General features: G+C 54.3%; 18 protein-coding genes. 9 read left to right on the plus strand and 9 right to left on the minus strand.

Annotated elements, in window-relative coordinates; genetic code table 11:
- Positions 1-71 precede the first annotated feature (71 nt).
- From ACFQI7_RS19290 to ACFQI7_RS19305, 4 genes are all read left to right on the plus strand, one after another.
- Positions 72-1,232: an ADP-ribosylglycohydrolase family protein gene (locus tag ACFQI7_RS19290; protein WP_218101342.1), complete on the plus strand. Its 1,161-nt coding sequence runs from the start codon at positions 72-74 to the stop codon at positions 1,230-1,232.
- A gap of 16 nt (positions 1,233-1,248) precedes the next feature.
- Positions 1,249-3,354, plus strand: coding sequence for an ADP-ribosylglycohydrolase family protein (locus ACFQI7_RS19295; RefSeq protein ID WP_218101343.1), 2,106 nt, complete (start codon positions 1,249-1,251; stop codon positions 3,352-3,354).
- A 58-nt stretch (positions 3,355-3,412) separates the two neighbouring features.
- Positions 3,413-4,312, plus strand: a complete 900-nt coding sequence (gene rbsK / locus ACFQI7_RS19300) for a ribokinase (RefSeq protein WP_218101344.1) — start codon at positions 3,413-3,415, stop codon at positions 4,310-4,312.
- A gap of 234 nt (positions 4,313-4,546) precedes the next feature.
- Positions 4,547-4,936 (plus strand): SRPBCC family protein, encoded by a 390-nt coding sequence (locus ACFQI7_RS19305; RefSeq protein WP_218101345.1) that lies wholly within the window; start codon positions 4,547-4,549, stop codon positions 4,934-4,936.
- Positions 4,937-5,087: 151 nt separating this feature from the next.
- Here ACFQI7_RS19305 and ACFQI7_RS19310 read toward each other — a convergent pair whose 3' ends face one another.
- On the minus strand, positions 5,088-6,371 hold the full coding sequence (locus ACFQI7_RS19310) for a methyl-accepting chemotaxis protein (protein ID WP_218101346.1): 1,284 nt from the start codon (positions 6,369-6,371) through the stop codon (positions 5,088-5,090).
- Between the two features lie 170 nt (positions 6,372-6,541).
- On the opposite strand from ACFQI7_RS19310, the gene ACFQI7_RS19315 reads away from it, so the two are divergent.
- Positions 6,542-6,979 (plus strand): universal stress protein, encoded by a 438-nt coding sequence (locus ACFQI7_RS19315; RefSeq protein WP_230415372.1) that lies wholly within the window; start codon positions 6,542-6,544, stop codon positions 6,977-6,979.
- A 166-nt stretch (positions 6,980-7,145) separates the two neighbouring features.
- On the opposite strand, the gene ACFQI7_RS19320 is transcribed toward ACFQI7_RS19315, so the two are convergent.
- From ACFQI7_RS19320 to ACFQI7_RS19330, 3 genes are all read right to left on the minus strand, one after another.
- Positions 7,146-7,310, minus strand: a complete 165-nt coding sequence (locus ACFQI7_RS19320) for a DUF1328 domain-containing protein (protein WP_218101348.1) — start codon at positions 7,308-7,310, stop codon at positions 7,146-7,148.
- 81 nt (positions 7,311-7,391) lie between these two features.
- On the minus strand, positions 7,392-7,793 hold the full coding sequence (locus ACFQI7_RS19325; protein WP_218101349.1) for a general stress protein: 402 nt from the start codon (positions 7,791-7,793) through the stop codon (positions 7,392-7,394).
- A 112-nt stretch (positions 7,794-7,905) separates the two neighbouring features.
- Positions 7,906-8,064 carry a hypothetical protein gene (locus ACFQI7_RS19330; RefSeq protein ID WP_218101350.1) on the minus strand — a complete coding sequence of 53 codons (159 nt, stop codon included), beginning with the start codon at positions 8,062-8,064 and terminating at the stop codon, positions 7,906-7,908.
- Between the two features lie 201 nt (positions 8,065-8,265).
- On the opposite strand from ACFQI7_RS19330, the gene ACFQI7_RS19335 reads away from it, so the two are divergent.
- The 3 genes from ACFQI7_RS19335 to ACFQI7_RS19345 all read left to right on the plus strand — a co-directional run bounded on the left by ACFQI7_RS19335 (position 8,266) and on the right by ACFQI7_RS19345 (position 10,171).
- Complete coding sequence (locus tag ACFQI7_RS19335) at positions 8,266-9,219, plus strand: magnesium transporter CorA family protein (RefSeq protein WP_218101351.1); 954 nt, start codon at positions 8,266-8,268, stop codon at positions 9,217-9,219.
- A 108-nt stretch (positions 9,220-9,327) separates the two neighbouring features.
- Complete coding sequence (locus ACFQI7_RS19340) at positions 9,328-9,648, plus strand: hypothetical protein (RefSeq protein ID WP_218101352.1); 321 nt, start codon at positions 9,328-9,330, stop codon at positions 9,646-9,648.
- Between the two features lie 166 nt (positions 9,649-9,814).
- Complete coding sequence (locus ACFQI7_RS19345; RefSeq protein WP_218101353.1) at positions 9,815-10,171, plus strand: LapA family protein; 357 nt, start codon at positions 9,815-9,817, stop codon at positions 10,169-10,171.
- A 169-nt stretch (positions 10,172-10,340) separates the two neighbouring features.
- Here ACFQI7_RS19345 and ACFQI7_RS19350 read toward each other — a convergent pair whose 3' ends face one another.
- Entirely contained in the window at positions 10,341-10,976 is a 636-nt protein-coding gene (locus tag ACFQI7_RS19350; protein ID WP_218101354.1) for a hypothetical protein, read from the minus strand.
- 189 nt (positions 10,977-11,165) lie between these two features.
- Positions 11,166-11,450 carry a hypothetical protein gene (locus tag ACFQI7_RS19355; RefSeq protein WP_218101355.1) on the minus strand — a complete coding sequence of 95 codons (285 nt, stop codon included), beginning with the start codon at positions 11,448-11,450 and terminating at the stop codon, positions 11,166-11,168.
- A gap of 275 nt (positions 11,451-11,725) precedes the next feature.
- On the opposite strand from ACFQI7_RS19355, the gene ACFQI7_RS19360 reads away from it, so the two are divergent.
- Positions 11,726-11,935, plus strand: a complete 210-nt coding sequence (locus ACFQI7_RS19360; RefSeq protein WP_218101356.1) for an aspartyl-phosphate phosphatase Spo0E family protein — start codon at positions 11,726-11,728, stop codon at positions 11,933-11,935.
- Between the two features lie 4 nt (positions 11,936-11,939).
- Here the strand turns inward: ACFQI7_RS19360 and gcvPB are convergent, their stop codons facing one another.
- The 3 genes from gcvPB to gcvT are packed head-to-tail and all read right to left on the minus strand — an operon-like array spanning position 11,940 to position 15,882.
- Positions 11,940-13,397 carry an aminomethyl-transferring glycine dehydrogenase subunit GcvPB gene (gene gcvPB / locus ACFQI7_RS19365; protein WP_218101357.1) on the minus strand — a complete coding sequence of 486 codons (1,458 nt, stop codon included), beginning with the start codon at positions 13,395-13,397 and terminating at the stop codon, positions 11,940-11,942.
- Complete coding sequence (gene gcvPA / locus ACFQI7_RS19370) at positions 13,394-14,746, minus strand: aminomethyl-transferring glycine dehydrogenase subunit GcvPA (RefSeq protein ID WP_218101429.1); 1,353 nt, start codon at positions 14,744-14,746, stop codon at positions 13,394-13,396. The genes gcvPB and gcvPA overlap by 4 nt, the downstream gene beginning before the upstream one ends.
- A gap of 35 nt (positions 14,747-14,781) precedes the next feature.
- Positions 14,782-15,882 carry a glycine cleavage system aminomethyltransferase GcvT gene (gcvT, locus tag ACFQI7_RS19375; RefSeq protein ID WP_218101358.1) on the minus strand — a complete coding sequence of 367 codons (1,101 nt, stop codon included), beginning with the start codon at positions 15,880-15,882 and terminating at the stop codon, positions 14,782-14,784.
- Positions 15,883-16,103: the final 221 nt, after the last annotated feature.

A 16,103-nucleotide genomic window follows, 5' to 3' on the forward strand; every position in this document is an offset into this window, starting at 1 on the left:
ATACGGACATGACGGGGTGCAAGGCTGAATAACGGCTTTGCACTTCTGACTGGAAGGGAGAGAAGCATATCGTGATTTCATTTGCGGATCGGGTGAAGGGAGTCGTCTACGGTACGGCCTACGGCGATGCCATGGGGGCGGTTGTGGAGAAAATGACGCATGCCCAGATCGTGGAAAAGTATGGCCGGATCGAGACGACGCGGACGAAATGGTGGAAGGCCGATTGGCCGGAAACGACGCGGCTCGGCCGGATGAGAGGACAAGGCATCGTTACGGACGATACGCTGATGACACTCGCGCTCATGAACGTGTACTGCACCGAACGGCGGCATCTGGATGCGTACGATATGGCGAATGAATTTGTCAAAGAGATCGCGTTCCGTCCCCGGTACATTCCGGAATTCGGCAAAGAAGCGCTTATATTGGACCGGTTATTTTATCCGGAAAAACATATATTCACCCGTCACGTGCTGGCGAACTGCGAGCCGCGCGAGGGCGGCTACGGCAATATGGTCAACTGCGGAGCGGCGATGTATATCGCTCCCGTCGGCATCGTCAACGCCTGCAACCCGAAGGCCGCGTACGACGAAGCGATCTTGTTCGCATCCGGCCATCAGGTGAGCTACGGCCTGGAAGCGGCGGGCGTGCTGGCCTGCTGCGTGGCCAAAGCGTTCGAGCCGGGCGCCACCGTCCGGGATATCGTAGATACGGCTTTGCGCTACGCAAAGGATGGAACGGGACGGGCGATCGAGGACATCTGCGAGAAGGCATTGGAGCTGCGGTCCGAAAAGCAAGATCGGAGCCGGGTCGTCCAAGCTTTTCACGAAGTGATGGTCCGCTACTCGCCGATGGGCGACGATGTGAACCGCAGTATCAACAAGGTAGGCATTCCGTCGAACCATTACACGCCGAGCCGGTTGTTTTCGATCGAGGAGCTGCCGCTGGCGCTGGGCTACATCGTTCTGCACGACGGCGATATGCTAGAGGCGGTCAAAGACGGCGTCAGCTCGGGGCGCGACACGGACTCCATCGGCGTCATGATCGGCGCGATTCTGGGGGCGATGCAGGGCGTTGCCGCGATCCCGCCGGACGAAATCGCCGTCCTGGAGGAAGCGAACAAGCAGAACTTTGAAACCGAGTGCAGCCGGTTCATTGAAGCGGCCGCAGCCATTATTAAGGCGGATTTGGAATCCAATGAGCGCAGGGGGCAGCAGCTCCATTCAATACAGTAAAGGCGGTGGACCCATAGTGATCCCTTCAAATTATTTGGAAAAAGTGTACTCCGGCTATCTTGGCATGAATATCGGAATCCGGCTGGGCGCTCCGGTGGAGCCGACGATCTGGACTTACGAGCGAATCAAAAATACGTACGGCGAAATTAACGATTATGTGAAGGAATTTAAAAACTTCGCGGCTGACGACGATGCGAACGGCCCGTACTACTTCTTGCGCGCGCTGTACGACGATGCGGTCGACCGCGACATTACGCCGAACGATGTCGCCCGCGCCTGGCTGAACTATGCCCGTGAAGGCATCGGCATGTTCTGGTGGGGCGGCTATGGCGTGAGCACCGAGCATACGGCATATATTAATTTGAAGAACGGCATCCCGGCTCCGCAATCGGGTTCCATCGAACAAAACGGCCTCATTATCGCCGAGCAGATCGGCGGGCAAATTTTTATCGATACATGGGGGCTTGTGAATCCTGGCAATCCTAAGAAAGCCGCAGACTTCGGCGAAGCGGCGGCTCGAGTATCACACGACGGCGAAGGCGTGCTGGGAGCCCGATTCTTATGCGCGGCGATTGCCAAAGCGTTCGAAACCTCGAACATTCATGAAATCATTGAAGCGGGACTCGGTCAAATCCCGCAAGATTCGCTCTATGCGCAGGTAGCAAGAGCCGTTCTGGCCTTCCACACGCAGCATCCGGACGACTTCCGCGAGTGCCGCGATATGCTGGAGAGAGACTGGGGCTATGACAAATACAAAGGCGTCTGCCACATCATCCCGAATGCCGGCGTCTGCGTGCTCGCGATGATTTACGGTCAAGGCGACTTTAACCGGACCGTCGAGATCGCGACGATGTGCGGCTGGGATACGGACTGCAATGCCGGCAACGTCGGGACGGTGCTGGGCGTAGCCTGCGGCTTGGAAGGCATCGCCGGCAAGTACCGCAAGCCGATCAACGACTCTATCGTGATGTCGGGCATTTCCGGCTACCTCAATATCCTGGATATTCCTACGTATGCCAAGGAGCTCGCGATTCTGGGCTACCGTCTGGCGAAAGAGCCGTGCCCGCAGCAGCTTCTCGACAGCTTCAAGGAGGGCGAAATCTACTTCGACTTCGAGCTGCCGGGATCGACGCATAACATCCGCGTGTCCGATCCGTTCTTCTGCGAAGCCCGGCATTCCACGGAAAAAGCATCCCGGGGAACCGGCTCGCTGGAAGTCATCTTCGACCGCATGACCCGCGGAGAGAAATCCAAGGTGTTCTACAAGCCTTTCTATACGCGCGCCGACTTCAGCGACGAGCGGTATTCGCCGACGTTCGCCCCCCGTGTTTATTCCGGTCAAAAAGTATCGATGCATATATACCTCGACCAATGGGGCGGCAACGAAACGATGGGGATTGCGCCGTATGTTCGCTTGGCGAAGAGTAAAAAAGAACTCGTGCAAGGTTACGTCAAGCTAGTTGATCAGGAATGGATTCATGTCGAGTTCGACATTCCCGATTCGGAAGGCGAGCTGATCGACGAGGTCGGCATCGTGCTGGAAGCCTACTCGACCCGCAAGCCGAAGAGCCTCGGCCGCGTCTTCATCGATGAATTTCGCATTTACGGCAAATCCGCTTATTCGATCGACTTCGGCAAGCAATCGTCAGACTTCGGCTGCGTGACGCCATTCGCCCACAACCACGGTGCCTGGAGCCTGGTGGACGGGGCGATGTATCTGATGACCGCCGAGCCCAGCGAAGCGTATACGGGCAATTACTTCTCGCGGGATTATTCCGTGTCGGTGAAGATCAACCCGCAGATCGGCGATTCGCATCTGGTTGCCATTCGCGCGCAAGGAGCGATGAGAGGCTATCACGCAGGCTTGGACGGGAAGGGTCAGGTTGCGCTGTACATCAACGACTTCGGGTATAAGAAGCTCGCCGCCGCAAGCTATCCGTGGCAGTTGAATCAGGAGTACGATCTGACGTTGACCGCGCAAGGAAATTTGATTACGCTAAGCATTGACGGCCAGCAAGTACTGCAGCATTCGGACGATACATGGAGCTACGGAATGTATGGTGTAAGCACGCTTGGCGCGGCCAGAGCTTATTACAGCGATATAAGAGTAACGGAGATATAAACGGAAGAACGTTCCGCAGCACGGCGGCTCTGCAGTCTTCCGGGATCGGAGTGGACTTATGAACAAAATTATTGTGCTGGGCAGTGCCAACATGGATATGGTGATGCGGACGAGCCGCGTCCCGGAGATCGGCGAGACGATGAGGGGCGAAGGATTTTTCCTCTCGCCCGGCGGCAAAGGCGCCAACCAAGCGGTCGCTTGCGCCAAGATGGGCGCCGATACGTGGTTCATGGGCAAAGTCGGCGACGATATTTTCGGCGGGTCGCTGGCGGATGGCCTTGCGAGCTATGGCGTACGCACCGACTACATGGTGCGCGAGCCGAACGTGACGACGGGTGTCGCCGCGATCACCGTATGCAACGGAAACAACAGCATCATCCTCGATGGCGGTGCCAACAATCAGGTTACGCCGGAGTACATCCGCCGATATGAACGGGAGCTGCTTTCCGCTTCCGCCGTCATGCTGCAGTTGGAGATTCCGATGGAGACCGTATACGAGGCCGTGCGTATGCTGAAAGGCAAAGTGCCGATATTCCTGAACCCGGCTCCCGCCGTTCCGATCGATGATGAGATTTTGCGGGGAGTGGATTATTTCACGCCGAACGAAATCGAGTGCCGCATGTATACGAATATCGAGATCCGGAGCACCGAGGATGCGTTCCATGCTTTGCATATTTTACGCGGCAAAGGCATTCAATACCCGCTGATTACCCTCGGTGAGAAGGGAATCGCGTATTATAACGGGACGGAGAATGTGTATAAGGAAGCCCTCAAGGTTAAGGCTATCGATACGACCGCGGCGGGGGACACGTTCTCGGGTACGCTGGCCGCGATGATCGTCACGGGCAAAAGTATGGATGAAGCGGTGGATTTGGCGCAGCGCGCTTCCGCGATTGCCGTGACTCGCTTGGGAGCACAAGAGGCGATCCCCGGGATTGAAGAGATTGTAAAGCAGTGAGTCTAAGAGTGATCTACGTGTAATCCAATGAATAAAATACGACGATGACGCGCTTCAGGGATAAGCTCTTCCATGATAAGCGCGTTTTCTTTTTTGAGGAGTATAGGATACGGTAGACTTGAAAATTGCCATATACAAATGGGAAAATGAGTGTGGAGAATGGTATTGCTTCCACATAAAGTTAAAATGGAGTCATCATTGTTCCAACTATGGAGAACTTAAGGAGGATTGAACATGGATCATCCGCAAGTTAGTTCGATTGTAATCGATGGAAATATCGAAGCCGTGTGGGATGCGATTACGAGTGAGGACAAGCTTATTCATTGGTATGCGCCAGGGTCGCCTTGGGAAATTCCAAGTCTGGCTGCGGGGGAGAAGATGCTTTTTACTTTAATGCCCAATCAACATAACAACCTTGCAGAGAAGCTTCCAATGTTCTTGACGATCGAGAAGGTAATACCGAATCAGGAGTTCTCTTTTGTAGCGGATTCGCAACAAACCATCATAACCTTTATTTTGGAACAGGAGAGTGGAGGAACGCGAGTTGCATGCAATATGGGATTTCGTGAGTCGTTAGCGAATCTGAAGGCATTCATTGAGGGAAAAGAAATCCCTTACACCTAAGCACTCATAAGCTGCCCAACAAGAAAAAAACGATCAATGAGATTAAAAATAAAAATGGCTTGCGTCAAAAAAGGAGCGCCACTCCTGATGGGTTAATCAAGGGCCTGAACCCGATGCCATCACGAAGGGCGCTCGTATCATTTCGAAGGAATCATTTTACTTTAAAAAATTCAATTTGCTGCTTTAACTTTGCGGATTGTTCTCTCAAAAGCTCCGAAGAAGCGGCGATCTCCTCCATGACGGCCGTCTGTTCCTCGGTCGAAGCAAATACGCCTTTGGCTCCCGTATAGATTTGCGATGCGATGTCGGCCATTTTCCGAGCCTCATTCAAAGACGATTGCGCTTGTCCCGCTTGCGCCGAGACCATGGACGCGATGAGTTCGACGGTTTGGGCCACTTTGTCGGCCTCTCCAACGATCGTTTGCAGTGCCGAAGCCACGGCTTTGCCATGAGCCGATTCTTGGCGCGCGACTTCAAATTGCTCTGTAATTTGAACGACAGCGTTCCTTACTTCCGCCTGAATTTGCGCGATAAGCTGATTGATATCGTTCACCGCATGCGAGCTTTGCGCCGCGAGTTTTTTCACTTCATCGGCCACCACCGCAAAGCCCTTCCCGTGTTCGCCGGCTCGTGCCGCTTCAATGGAAGCATTCAAGGCAAGCAAATGGGTTTGATTCGATATTTCGCCGACCACGCTCGAAATCTCACCGATTTCTTTCGCATTGGTCTCCAAGCATTGAACGACGTCAATGGATTGTTGATTTAATGCCGCCAGCTTTTGCATGCCGTCGACCAAAGATTGGATGACCGTTTTGTTTTTTTCGATGGTGGTGACCATTTGCTTCGTCAAATGCCGGGCCGTATCGGATTTTTCATTAATGTCATCCGTCGCCCTAGTCATTTGCTCAACCGTAACGAACATCGCTTCCGACGACTTCGATTGTCGTTCCGCGCCGCGCGATATATCTTCGACCGTCGACGTAATCAACTCTACATGGGATGCCGCTTGCCCGATCGCCGTCCTTAGTTCATCCACATGACTGTGGGTCGTTTGATAATTGGTTGAAATGCCGTCGATCATTTCTCTTAAGTTGTCGATCATTCTTGCGAAGGAAAGACCAAGCGCCCTCAATTCATCGTCCGAACGGCTTGGAAGAAGCTGAACTTGCAAATTTCCTTCCGCAGCATGGTTCGCTGCGACGGTAAGCTGCAAAAGCGGTCGAATGAACCATCTTGCCGCAATCCATCCTAAAAATCCGGTCCAAAAAATGCCTAACAACAGGGTAATCCCTATAAAAAGCCACTCCGGGATATATTCCTTACATGCTTCCCGCAAAATGAAAATAAAAAAGGCGCTTGTCCCGTACGTTATCGTCGAAACGGCCGTGATCCCCAGTACCATTTTCTTCACAATGCTAAATTTCGCTTTTGTCATCGTTATGGACCCCATTCTTGTTCGAAACCTTTTTATACCATAAGATAACAGAGTTTAGGGGAGACGGGTGTGATTTTCGTCACAGTGGGTCGGTGCTGCCTCTATCAGACTGGTTCAATTTCATTATCTCGGGTTAATAGATTGTATTCCAGGAGAGGAAGGTGGATACGATGTTTTGCCGTAAAGTATTGTTGGCTTACGACGGAACGGATGGCGCGAATCTCGCATTGGAAAAGACGATCGAGCTTAGCAAGCTGAACGCGGAAATGCAGGTGCTCGTCCTGCATGTGAACCAGCCGGAGCCTGTAGCGGCCGGCGAAGCCTATATGATCCCTTCCGTAGATTTGCTGGCGGAGCTGGAAACGGAAGCCAAACGAACGTTGGAGCAGGCGGTGAGCCGGCTTGCCCCTTATGTGGTTTGCACGGGTGAAATCATAACGGACGGCAGTCCGGCCAGTGCGATTGTGAGCTGTGCCGAACACAATCAGTGCGATTTGATTATTATAGGCAATCGGGGATTAAGCGGCCTTCAGAAGTTTTTCCTAGGCAGCGTGAGCAAACAGGTCGTAAAAGAAGCGCCTGTCCCGGTGCTTGTCGTGAAACACTAGCCTTGCCTTGAATCCATGTCCGCGCCAGCGTTCCGGTGCGGGCATTTTGATTTTGTGACAATCTGCAAATCACGATTTGCGCTAATCCGATGTTTTTAAGCGGTCAATTCACATCAAAAGAAGCCGCGACCCAAACGGCAGGAATGGGCTGCGGCTTCTGTTACCGTTATGCTGAAGGTCTGCGACCGAGAAGCAGCGATATGACGAACAAGATCAGGAAAATGACGAACAGCACTTTAGCGATACCGGTCGCTGCTGAGGCGATCCCAAGAAATCCGAACAGTCCGGCGACGATCGCGATGATGAAAAACAAGATGGCCCAGCTTAACATACGCCTCACCTCCCAAGTGGAATATTGAGGTCATGTGTGATGCAGGAACGCGGTTTCCGTTTTCCGTACGGTGCCGGGTGATTACAACAAGCCCGATGGGTGATACGGGCGTACTCGTTCTTCGTGGTTACCCGGACTCATATGGAGGCGTCTCGCTTCATCGTACCATACCATGACGAGAATTTTGCCTTTGTCCAGCTCGCTTTCAAAGTAGTCGGCTTCGGATTCGGTCAAGCCGAGCGATTCCATTTTCGAGCGCAGCTTGTCCCCTTTGGAGCGGAAAAGATTGGCGAACGTGTTCGCGATTCCTTCCTCGTATAACCCTATCTTATTCGTATCCATTAAATCGGCCAGCCCGTCCGTCGTTTGATCATCATGGGCAAGTACATAGATTTCCTCAAGCGCAAAGCCTGCTCTCCGAAAAGCGCGAATTTCCTGAATGGCCTGTTCCTCCGTCGTTACGAGTCTCACTCTGTTGTTCACAGTAATCCCTCCTGGAATTCAGTATGACTTGCTTGGGTTGTCCAGTCGTTTGGACTGGCATGCCTTTCATTAACCGTCTGTCTCTTGGATGAAACAAGAGGTTCGCTTCGCGTCAAAATAACGGAAATACGTATCGCACGATGAAATATAGCAGTCCGAAGAAGATGATGATGTAAGCCGCGTATTTGATAAAAGTGGATGCTACAAGACCTTTGTCGTACTTTTGCTCGATGTTTTTTTGTTCGATGTCTACGCTTTTTACCGGTTTCATCGAAATCACTCCTTTATTGGAATTGTGGTCCGAGCGTGCCAAGTATTACCCGCATGAAATCCGGCTGAACCATACCGCATGATCGGATTCGGGATGTTTCGGCGCCTCCGAATAAGGGGAATCGTAATAAAAGCTAGTAAATAAACCGGTACGACGTCTTAGCAGGATCGAATAGAGCTATTAGCGGAAGGAGCATAGAGCATGACCATACGACAAACCGTAATGCCGGGAGGCTGGACTTGGCACCGATGGCATGATTTGAAGCCTATGGAGCGGGAAGAGCTGCGTATTGATCACCCTTATTTTGTCCGCAGCATGCATCAGGACCGGTTTCGGTCAGCCCAAATTCCGTGTATCCGTTCAAGGGAACGGGATGCCGGTGCGTTATACGGATCGCTGCCTTATTGCGATCTTCCGGGTGATTCGAAGGACGAGGATTCCTGGCTGTTTTTTTTCATGGATGAACGCAATTTGTTCACTTCTGACCTATGCTTTTCCCGGCTGGACGGCATAGAGGAGCATGAACTGATGAATTATTTGGAGCAATGCGACACGCCGGTGGAGGGAGGATTCGCCTTGCTTAGCAAACTGGCGCTCGTCTGCATGAACGGCTTGGACATTTTTGCCGAAAAGTTGATTCAGCTTGAGCGAAAGATGCGGGAGTCGAATAATTCGCGGCTTCTCGATACATTGATGCAGTGGCAATACGATCTGATCCATTGGCGGCGCCGGATTGTTCCTTTGGAGGAACTATTGATCGCTGCGAAGGAGGCATTTGCGCCCGAGCGGCTTGAGATTAATTCGTATTACCGCCTGACCGCGCTTCGGGTGGAGCGGCTTAAGCTCCGGCTGAAGCGATTCGATGAGGAGGTAGGGACGATGCTGGCCATGGATGAGAACATCGCCTCGTACCGCGGCAACGAAATCATGAAGACGCTGACCGTTTTTACCGTGGTGTGCACGCCCGCAACGGTGATCGCCGGCCTATGGGGCATGAATTTCGAGGCGATGCCGGGGCTCGGACGTCCTTGGGGTTATTCCGCTTTAATCTTGATCATATGCCTCCTGACGACAATTGTATATTTGTGGTTGAGGTGGAAAGGATGGACCGGCGACCTGATCCGCGGGAAGAAGAAGCGCTCGAATATCGTGTAAACGGGACAACTTTAACTTCATGGCGTACGATGTTTCACTTCCGCTTCGAGAGGGGTAATAAACATTATCAATCTACTAACTTACAAAAATAAAAAGGCGGTGTTTGCTATGACCATAGTACACAGTATACCTTGTGACGGAAGTGAGGTTTCGGTGCGCATAACACCGGACCGAACCTATCAAGTGAATATTCAAACCTTAGTGAACCCGCTCGGCACCGGCAAAGTATTGGAAACATTCTCAGAAGCGGAAGAAGCGGTGCAAGCCGCGGAGCTGTTTTGCGAGCTGCATAAGTCGGCCAAAGAGCTCGGCTATCATTTGGAGGAAGGCTTCTTCGTTAAGGCGGATCAGCCGAGCTACCATGTAGGCATGCTGCTTCGTAAAGGAACGAAGCCGGAGGAACTGGTTGTGATGATGGAAAAAGGCTAGCCGTTTCGGGTCACTCGCGAACATAGCAGGGTACCATGCGCCGCTTCGACGATGAACGCTCATACCAAATAAAAGCGGGGAATGGACCAAGGTTCATTCTCCGCTTTTGTGCTCAGCTTATGGCCCGCCTGGAATCTGCAAGGAAAAAGAGAAGGAGGGAATTTCAGTGAAAACGTTATGGTTATTTGTTTGTATGCTGCTGATCGCGATGGTCGCAGCCATGTTCGCTGCTGTAAACGTATTCCCTGTTCCGATCCACTTGGGCTTTTTCGATACGGAGATGCCGCTCATTGCGATCATACTCGGTTCTACGTTGCTCGGAGGGGTCATTGTCGGCTTGCTCGGGATTATGAAGCAGCAGAAGATGAAGAGGCAGATCAGGCAGTTGGAGAGACAACTGAACCAAATGAAAACGATGGTCGCCGAGCCGTTATGGTCCGCATCCGAAGCGGCACTGCACGAAGCCGCTGCATCCTCACAGGAAACGAAGGCGCCGGAACGTTTGGTGCACCACAAGCAGTAGACTGGGTGAGCAAAGGGGAGAGCTTCATTCGATGAAAGGGTCCGAAATGAAATATGACAAAGACTTAAGGCTCCGTCAAGCTGCGGTATCGCGGCTGATCGGAGCCTTAAGTAGCTTGTCCAGTATTCGGCCTGACTTAACGATGGTCTGAAAGTACGCTCTCTCATCGTCACTGCGTCGCGGTGTTGAAATAATGAATGGAGTTTACTTTATTGCTGCCCGCCGTCGTATAAATTTTCAGAGCTCTGGATCCATTCTTGTAAACAATCCCGTCTTCGCTTTCGAAGTAAGGCGTACCAAGCTTGGCCTGAAGCTCCGAAAGCTCGAGTGGAAGTGGCTCGCCGTCGATGTTTACCTCGTCCGAGGACTGGGGCAATTCAATATATTGAATAAAATCGCCTATGACGACGACCGTGCAATCTTTGAAGCGATACGTTTCAACAGAGGTTATCAGTTCATCTCTGGAAACCGATAACGGAGCGCCTTTCATTTCGAAAATGGTGCTGATATCGTCCGATAAGGATACGCCGTTGAGCGAGTTCAATGCAAAACGGGAAGGCGGCGAATCCGCTTTCATTTCGTCGCCGTCGGCGGTAACGGAAGTGTCGGTACCTGCGTAGGCTGCAAGCGCGGCTTGTCGGATCACATGAGCCGCTGTCGTCACCGCATCGGGCGGCAGTTCGTGCGGCGATCCGGAAGCGGTCTCCGCACTCCCGCTGCTCGCAATCGATGCATGGTACTCCATTCCGAGAACGGTCGATATAAGAAGACATCCTGTACATAACAACCATGCTGTCTTGTTCATTCGTCTCACCCCTGAACAATAAATTTTGGCTGCGTGTCTGCGAATTCTCCGGTCGATCATCCCACGAGCGTCATAGCCGTAAGCTTGAAAGCGCCACAGCTTTATTCTCTGCGGCGCCTCCCTTCTTCCTCGGTTTCTCTATGTAATCCGTTTTCTCTCCAAATCCCTTTTGGCTGGCGGCGATGCCGCTTAATTCACATAATAAGCGCCGAACGGCAAAGCGATATCTTTATTGATGACGACAAGACCTACGCCGTTAGGAATAAAGGCTACTTTCGATTCGCTAGTGACTAAATAAACGCCGGGGACGGTGACGCCGTTAATATCCGTCTGACCTACGGCGAGATTTGCCACGGGCGATGCCTCAGGAGCATCGGCTGAGCCAGTTACCGGCGCTGCGCCTACAGCGGTTGGAATCATCAAGGATAAGCCCATCAGTAGTGCAAACAATTTCGTTTTACCTGTTTTCATCATCAGACAACTCCTCCACATCGGTTTGTATGGTTTATCCGGCTTCCCAGATGGGGATATTTACCCACCCTGTTTTTGTTTGAAGCATCGCCGTAATAAAAAATATTTTGTCATGTTTCGTCGCATGTCGCTGCCGCTTGCGCTTGTTCCCGTTCATAGGCATGAAAATGGTTTCCGTTGGGGAGGCAATAAGAAAAAAAAATCGCGAGAAGTTACAATAAAGCGGTTTCGCGGATCATAATTTCGTGTAATTTTTTGTAAAAGGGAGTTGAAAAACGGTGAAGCGATCGATCGAGAGGAAATTGGAGCGTGCGCGGGAAGATTTAAACAAAATAGCCGAGGTGCGCGGAATGCAAGATCCGCTGGTGCTCCAAAAGTCGCAATCCCTGGATGAACTGGTTAACCGGTTTTTGCAGCTGCAGCATCAAAAAAACAAAAAAGCAACCCCTTCATCGTTTAGTCGGACGAAGGGATTGCCGTTTCCGTAAATCATTAATTGCAGGCGCAGTTCAGCACCGGCTTGCGGGCTGCCAGCGTTTCATCGAGACGGCGGACGACGGTATCGTACGGTGCGCCAAGCACCAGTTCCGGCGTCTCTTTCGCTTCCTGCGCAATCCGGATCATGGTGTCGATGAAAGCATCGAGCGTTTCTTTGCTTTCGGTTTCGGTCGGCTCGATCATGATGCATTCTTCCACGTTGAGCGGGAAGTAGATGGTCGGCGGATGGTAGCCGAAATCGAGCAGCCGTTTGGCGACGTCCAGCGTACGTACGCCGTATGGCTTCAAGCCGCGGCCGGACATGACGAATTCGTGCTTGCAGACGCCCGGATACGGAATTTCGAAGTGCGGCGCGAGCCGGTGCATCATGTAGTTGGCGTTGAGCACGGCGCACTCGGACACGCGGCGCAGACCTTCCGGCCCATAGGTGCGAATGTAGGCGTACGCGCGGACCAGGATGCCGAAGTTGCCGTAGTACGCTTTGACCCGGCCGATGGAATCGGCGCCCTCGGCATCGAAGAAGTACGAGCCGTCTTCGCGCCTCGCGACAACCGGTTTGGGCAGAAACGGGACGAGCCGCTGCTTCACGCCGACCGGTCCGGCCCCTGGACCGCCGCCGCCGTGCGGCGTGCTCATCGTTTTGTGCAAGTTCAAGTGCACGACGTCAAAGCCCATGTCGCCGGGACGGGTAATGCCCATGATTGCATTGGAATTGGCGCCGTCGTAGTACAGAAGTCCGCCGGCTTCATGCACGATGGCGGCGATCTCCACGATTTGTTCCTCGAACAGCCCGAGCGTACTCGGGTTGGTGAGCATCAGCGCGGCGGTATCCGGGCCGACCGCTTTGCGAAGCTGATCCAGATCGACGAGCCCCCGCTCGTTCGAAGGAATGGTGACGGTATCGAATCCGGCCGTTGTGGCGCTAGCCGGGTTGGTACCGTGCGACGAGTCCGGGACGATCACTTTCGTCCGCTGCTCTCCGCGGCTCTCATGATAAGCGCGGATCATCATCAGCCCGGTCCATTCGCCGTGCGCGCCGGCCGCCGGCTGAAGCGTCACCTGATCCATGCCGGTCAGCGCGGCCAAATCGTTCTGGAGCGTGTAGAGCAGCTCCAGCGCCCCCTGAATGCTATGCTCCGGCTGATACGGGTGAATTTTGGCGAAGCCGGCGAAACGGGCTACATCCTCATTGATTTTCGGATTGTATTTCATCGTGCAGGAACCGAGCGGATAAAAGCCGTTGTCCACGCCGAAATTGCGCCGGGACAGCTCGGTATAGTGGCGGATGACGTCCACTTCGTATACTTCGGGCAGCTCCGCAGGGTTGCTGCGCAGCATCGACGCCGGAATGTAGTCTTCCGGCGCGGCTTCAGGGACATCGCAAGCAGGCAGCGAATAAGCGACACGCCCAGGTTTGCTCATTTCAAAGATCAACGCTTTTTCCGGTTTCATACGAGTTCCCCCAATCGTTCTGCGAATGCATCGATTTCCGCTTTCGTCCGCTTTTCCGTGACGGCGACGAGCATATGTCCATGAAGCTCCGGATAAGCGGAGCCGAGGTCGTAACCGCCGATCATTCCGGCGTCCAGCAGCTTGTTGTTCAGTTCGGCGGCGGATGCGCCTTCCGGCAGCTTGAGGACGAATTCGTTGAAGAACGGCGCGCTGAACGGGAGCGCAAAGCCGGATTCGCGGGTTAGCCGCTGCGAGGCGTAATGCGCTTTTTGCAAGTTCAGATGGGCCGCTTCGCGGATGCCGGCTTTGCCCATCGTGGACAAATAGACCGACGCGCACAAGGCGAGCAGCGCTTGGTTGGAGCAAATGTTCGACGTCGCTTTCTCGCGGCGGATGTGCTGCTCCCTTGCCTGAAGCGTCAGCACGAAGCCGCGCTTACCGTCGCGGTCGACCGTTTGGCCGACGATTCGGCCCGGCATGCGCCGCATGAGCGGCTCGGCGACGGCGAAGAAGCCGCAGGTCGGTCCCCCGAGCGAAGCCGATATGCCGAGCGGCTGCGCGTCGCCGACCACGATGTCGGCACCGAGACGTCCCGGCGCTTCGAGCAGACCGAGCGAGATCGGGTTCGCGCTGACGACGAGCAGTCCTTTGCGCTCGTGGATGATCGGCTCGATCGCACCCACATCCTCGAGGCAGCCGAAAAAGTTCGGCGACTGGACGATGACGGCAGCGGTTTGGTCGCTCACGGCCGCTTTCAGCTGCTCGAGATCGGTCGTTCCGTTCGCATAGCCGATCTCCACGATTTCCACATTCAAGCCGCGCGCCGTCGTACGCAAAATTGCCCGCGCCTCGGGATGAACGGTACGGGAGACGACGATTTGCTTCCGCTTCGTCGCGCCGACCGCCAGGGCGCCCGCTTCGGCCAGTGCCGTAGCGCCGTCGTACATGCTTGCGTTGGCGACTGCCATCCCGGTCAATTCGCAAATATAGGATTGAAACTCGAATATCGCCTGCAGTTCGCCTTGGCTGATTTCCGGCTGGTACGGCGTATAAGCGGTGTAAAATTCGGAGCGGGAGACGATATGGTTAATAACGACCGGGACATGATGGTCGTAGATGCCGGCGCCGAGAAAGCTTGGATACCGTTCGCTATCGGCGTTGCGGCCCGCGAGGGATTTCATATGGTTCAGCAGCGCTAGTTCGTCCATGGCGGACGACATCGGCAGCGTGCCGCGGTAGCGGACGGATTCGGGAATGTCCCGGAACAGCTCTTCCATGGATTCGATGCCGACCGTCTTCATCATTTCGGCCTGGTCTTGCTCGGTCATCGGGATATATCGGTGCTTGATGCTCATGGCGATCACTCCTTTTTGAACTGGTGCGTTTATTTGCTGCGTTTGTAGAACGGCGCTTTGACGACTTCGGCTTTCAGCTGTTTGCCGCGGATTTCCACCCATACTTCGGTTCCCGGCTGCGCATAAGCGGCTTCGATCAAGGCCAGGCCGAGATTGCGCTTAAGCGACGGGGACTGAGTGCCCGTCGTGACTTCGCCGATCGTCCGGCCGTCCGCCAGGACGGGATAGTGGGAGCGGGGAATGCCGCGGTCGATCATTTCGATGCCGACAAGTTTGCGCGGCAAGCCTTGTTCCTGCTGCTTGAGCAATGCCTCGCGGCCGATAAACGCTTCTTTTCCCAGCTTGACGAACATGCCGAGCCCGGCTTCCAGCGGGGTAATCGAGCTCGACAACTCCTGTCCGTACAGCGGCAGCTTCGCCTCGAACCGCAGCGTATCGCGTGCGCCGAGCCCGGCCGGGATCAGTCTGAACGGCGCTCCGGCCTCCATCAGGCCGAGCCAGAGCGTTTGCGCGTCGGCTGCGGCGACGTAAAGCTCAAAGCCGTCCTCGCCGGTGTAGCCGGTTCGCGAGACGATGGCCGGCACGCCGCAGACGAGCACCTGCGGCAAGAAGTGAAACGGCGCCAAAGTATCGATGGCGGCATCCGTCGTCCGGGCGAGAATGTCGGCGGCGTTCGGACCTTGCAGCGCCAGCAGCGCCGTATCGTCGGAGACGTCCTGCAGCGTCACGCCGTCGATTCGATGCGATTGAAGCCAATCGAAATCTTTGGCAATGTTGGACGCGTTCACGACGAGCATATAGCGATCGGCGGCCAGCCGGTATACGAGCAGGTCGTCGACGACGCCCCCGTCCGGGTTGCACATGAGCGTATATTGCACCCGGCCGTCGGCGAGCCGCGAGACGTCGTTCGTCGTCATGTGCTGCAGGAACGCCTCGGCAGACGGTCCGCTTACTATAAATTCTCCCATGTGGGAGACGTCGAATAAACCGGCCTGCTTGCGGACGGCGTCATGCTCCTTTTGGATGCCGGTAAACTGCACCGGCAGCTCCCAGCCGCCGAAATCGATGCACCGGGCGCCCTCGTAACGGGAGTACAGCGGGAAAAGCGGCGTTCTTTTCAATGTGGTCATCTCATCCTCACCTCGATTATTGACATCGTTTGCGAAAACGTGAAAAAGGACAGGCAAATAAGGCCGTTCGCCAGCAGCGTCGCGCACTGCTTGCGTCTCCTTCATTTGCTCTGTCCTTTGTACCTGAGAGTTGCCTCGGCCTTGCGTCCGCTGCGCCTTCGCGAAAGCACCGAAGGCCGGACGTTAGTGAGTTTCCCCTTGGGTGACTTCCGGTATGCCGA

Origin of the sequence: Paenibacillus allorhizosphaerae (genome assembly GCF_042659105.1) — a bacterium.
Taxonomy (GTDB): Bacteria; Bacillota; Bacilli; order Paenibacillales; family NBRC-103111; genus Paenibacillus_G; species Paenibacillus_G allorhizosphaerae.

Coding starts and splice junctions, on each gene's coding strand:
- rbsK (WP_218101344.1), top strand. CDS start 3,413: ATGAACAAAATTATTGTGCTGGGCAGTGCCAACATGGATATGGTGATG.
- ACFQI7_RS19305 (WP_218101345.1), top strand. CDS start 4,547: ATGGATCATCCGCAAGTTAGTTCGATTGTAATCGATGGAAATATCGAA.
- ACFQI7_RS19310 (WP_218101346.1), bottom strand. CDS start 6,371: ATGACAAAAGCGAAATTTAGCATTGTGAAGAAAATGGTACTGGGGATC.
- ACFQI7_RS19315 (WP_230415372.1), top strand. CDS start 6,542: ATGTTTTGCCGTAAAGTATTGTTGGCTTACGACGGAACGGATGGCGCG.
- ACFQI7_RS19320 (WP_218101348.1), bottom strand. CDS start 7,310: ATGTTAAGCTGGGCCATCTTGTTTTTCATCATCGCGATCGTCGCCGGA.
- ACFQI7_RS19330 (WP_218101350.1), bottom strand. CDS start 8,064: ATGAAACCGGTAAAAAGCGTAGACATCGAACAAAAAAACATCGAGCAA.
- ACFQI7_RS19335 (WP_218101351.1), top strand. CDS start 8,266: ATGACCATACGACAAACCGTAATGCCGGGAGGCTGGACTTGGCACCGA.
- ACFQI7_RS19340 (WP_218101352.1), top strand. CDS start 9,328: ATGACCATAGTACACAGTATACCTTGTGACGGAAGTGAGGTTTCGGTG.
- ACFQI7_RS19350 (WP_218101354.1), bottom strand. CDS start 10,976: ATGAACAAGACAGCATGGTTGTTATGTACAGGATGTCTTCTTATATCG.
- ACFQI7_RS19355 (WP_218101355.1), bottom strand. CDS start 11,450: ATGATGAAAACAGGTAAAACGAAATTGTTTGCACTACTGATGGGCTTA.
- gcvPB (WP_218101357.1), bottom strand. CDS start 13,397: ATGAAACCGGAAAAAGCGTTGATCTTTGAAATGAGCAAACCTGGGCGT.
- gcvT (WP_218101358.1), bottom strand. CDS start 15,882: ATGACCACATTGAAAAGAACGCCGCTTTTCCCGCTGTACTCCCGTTAC.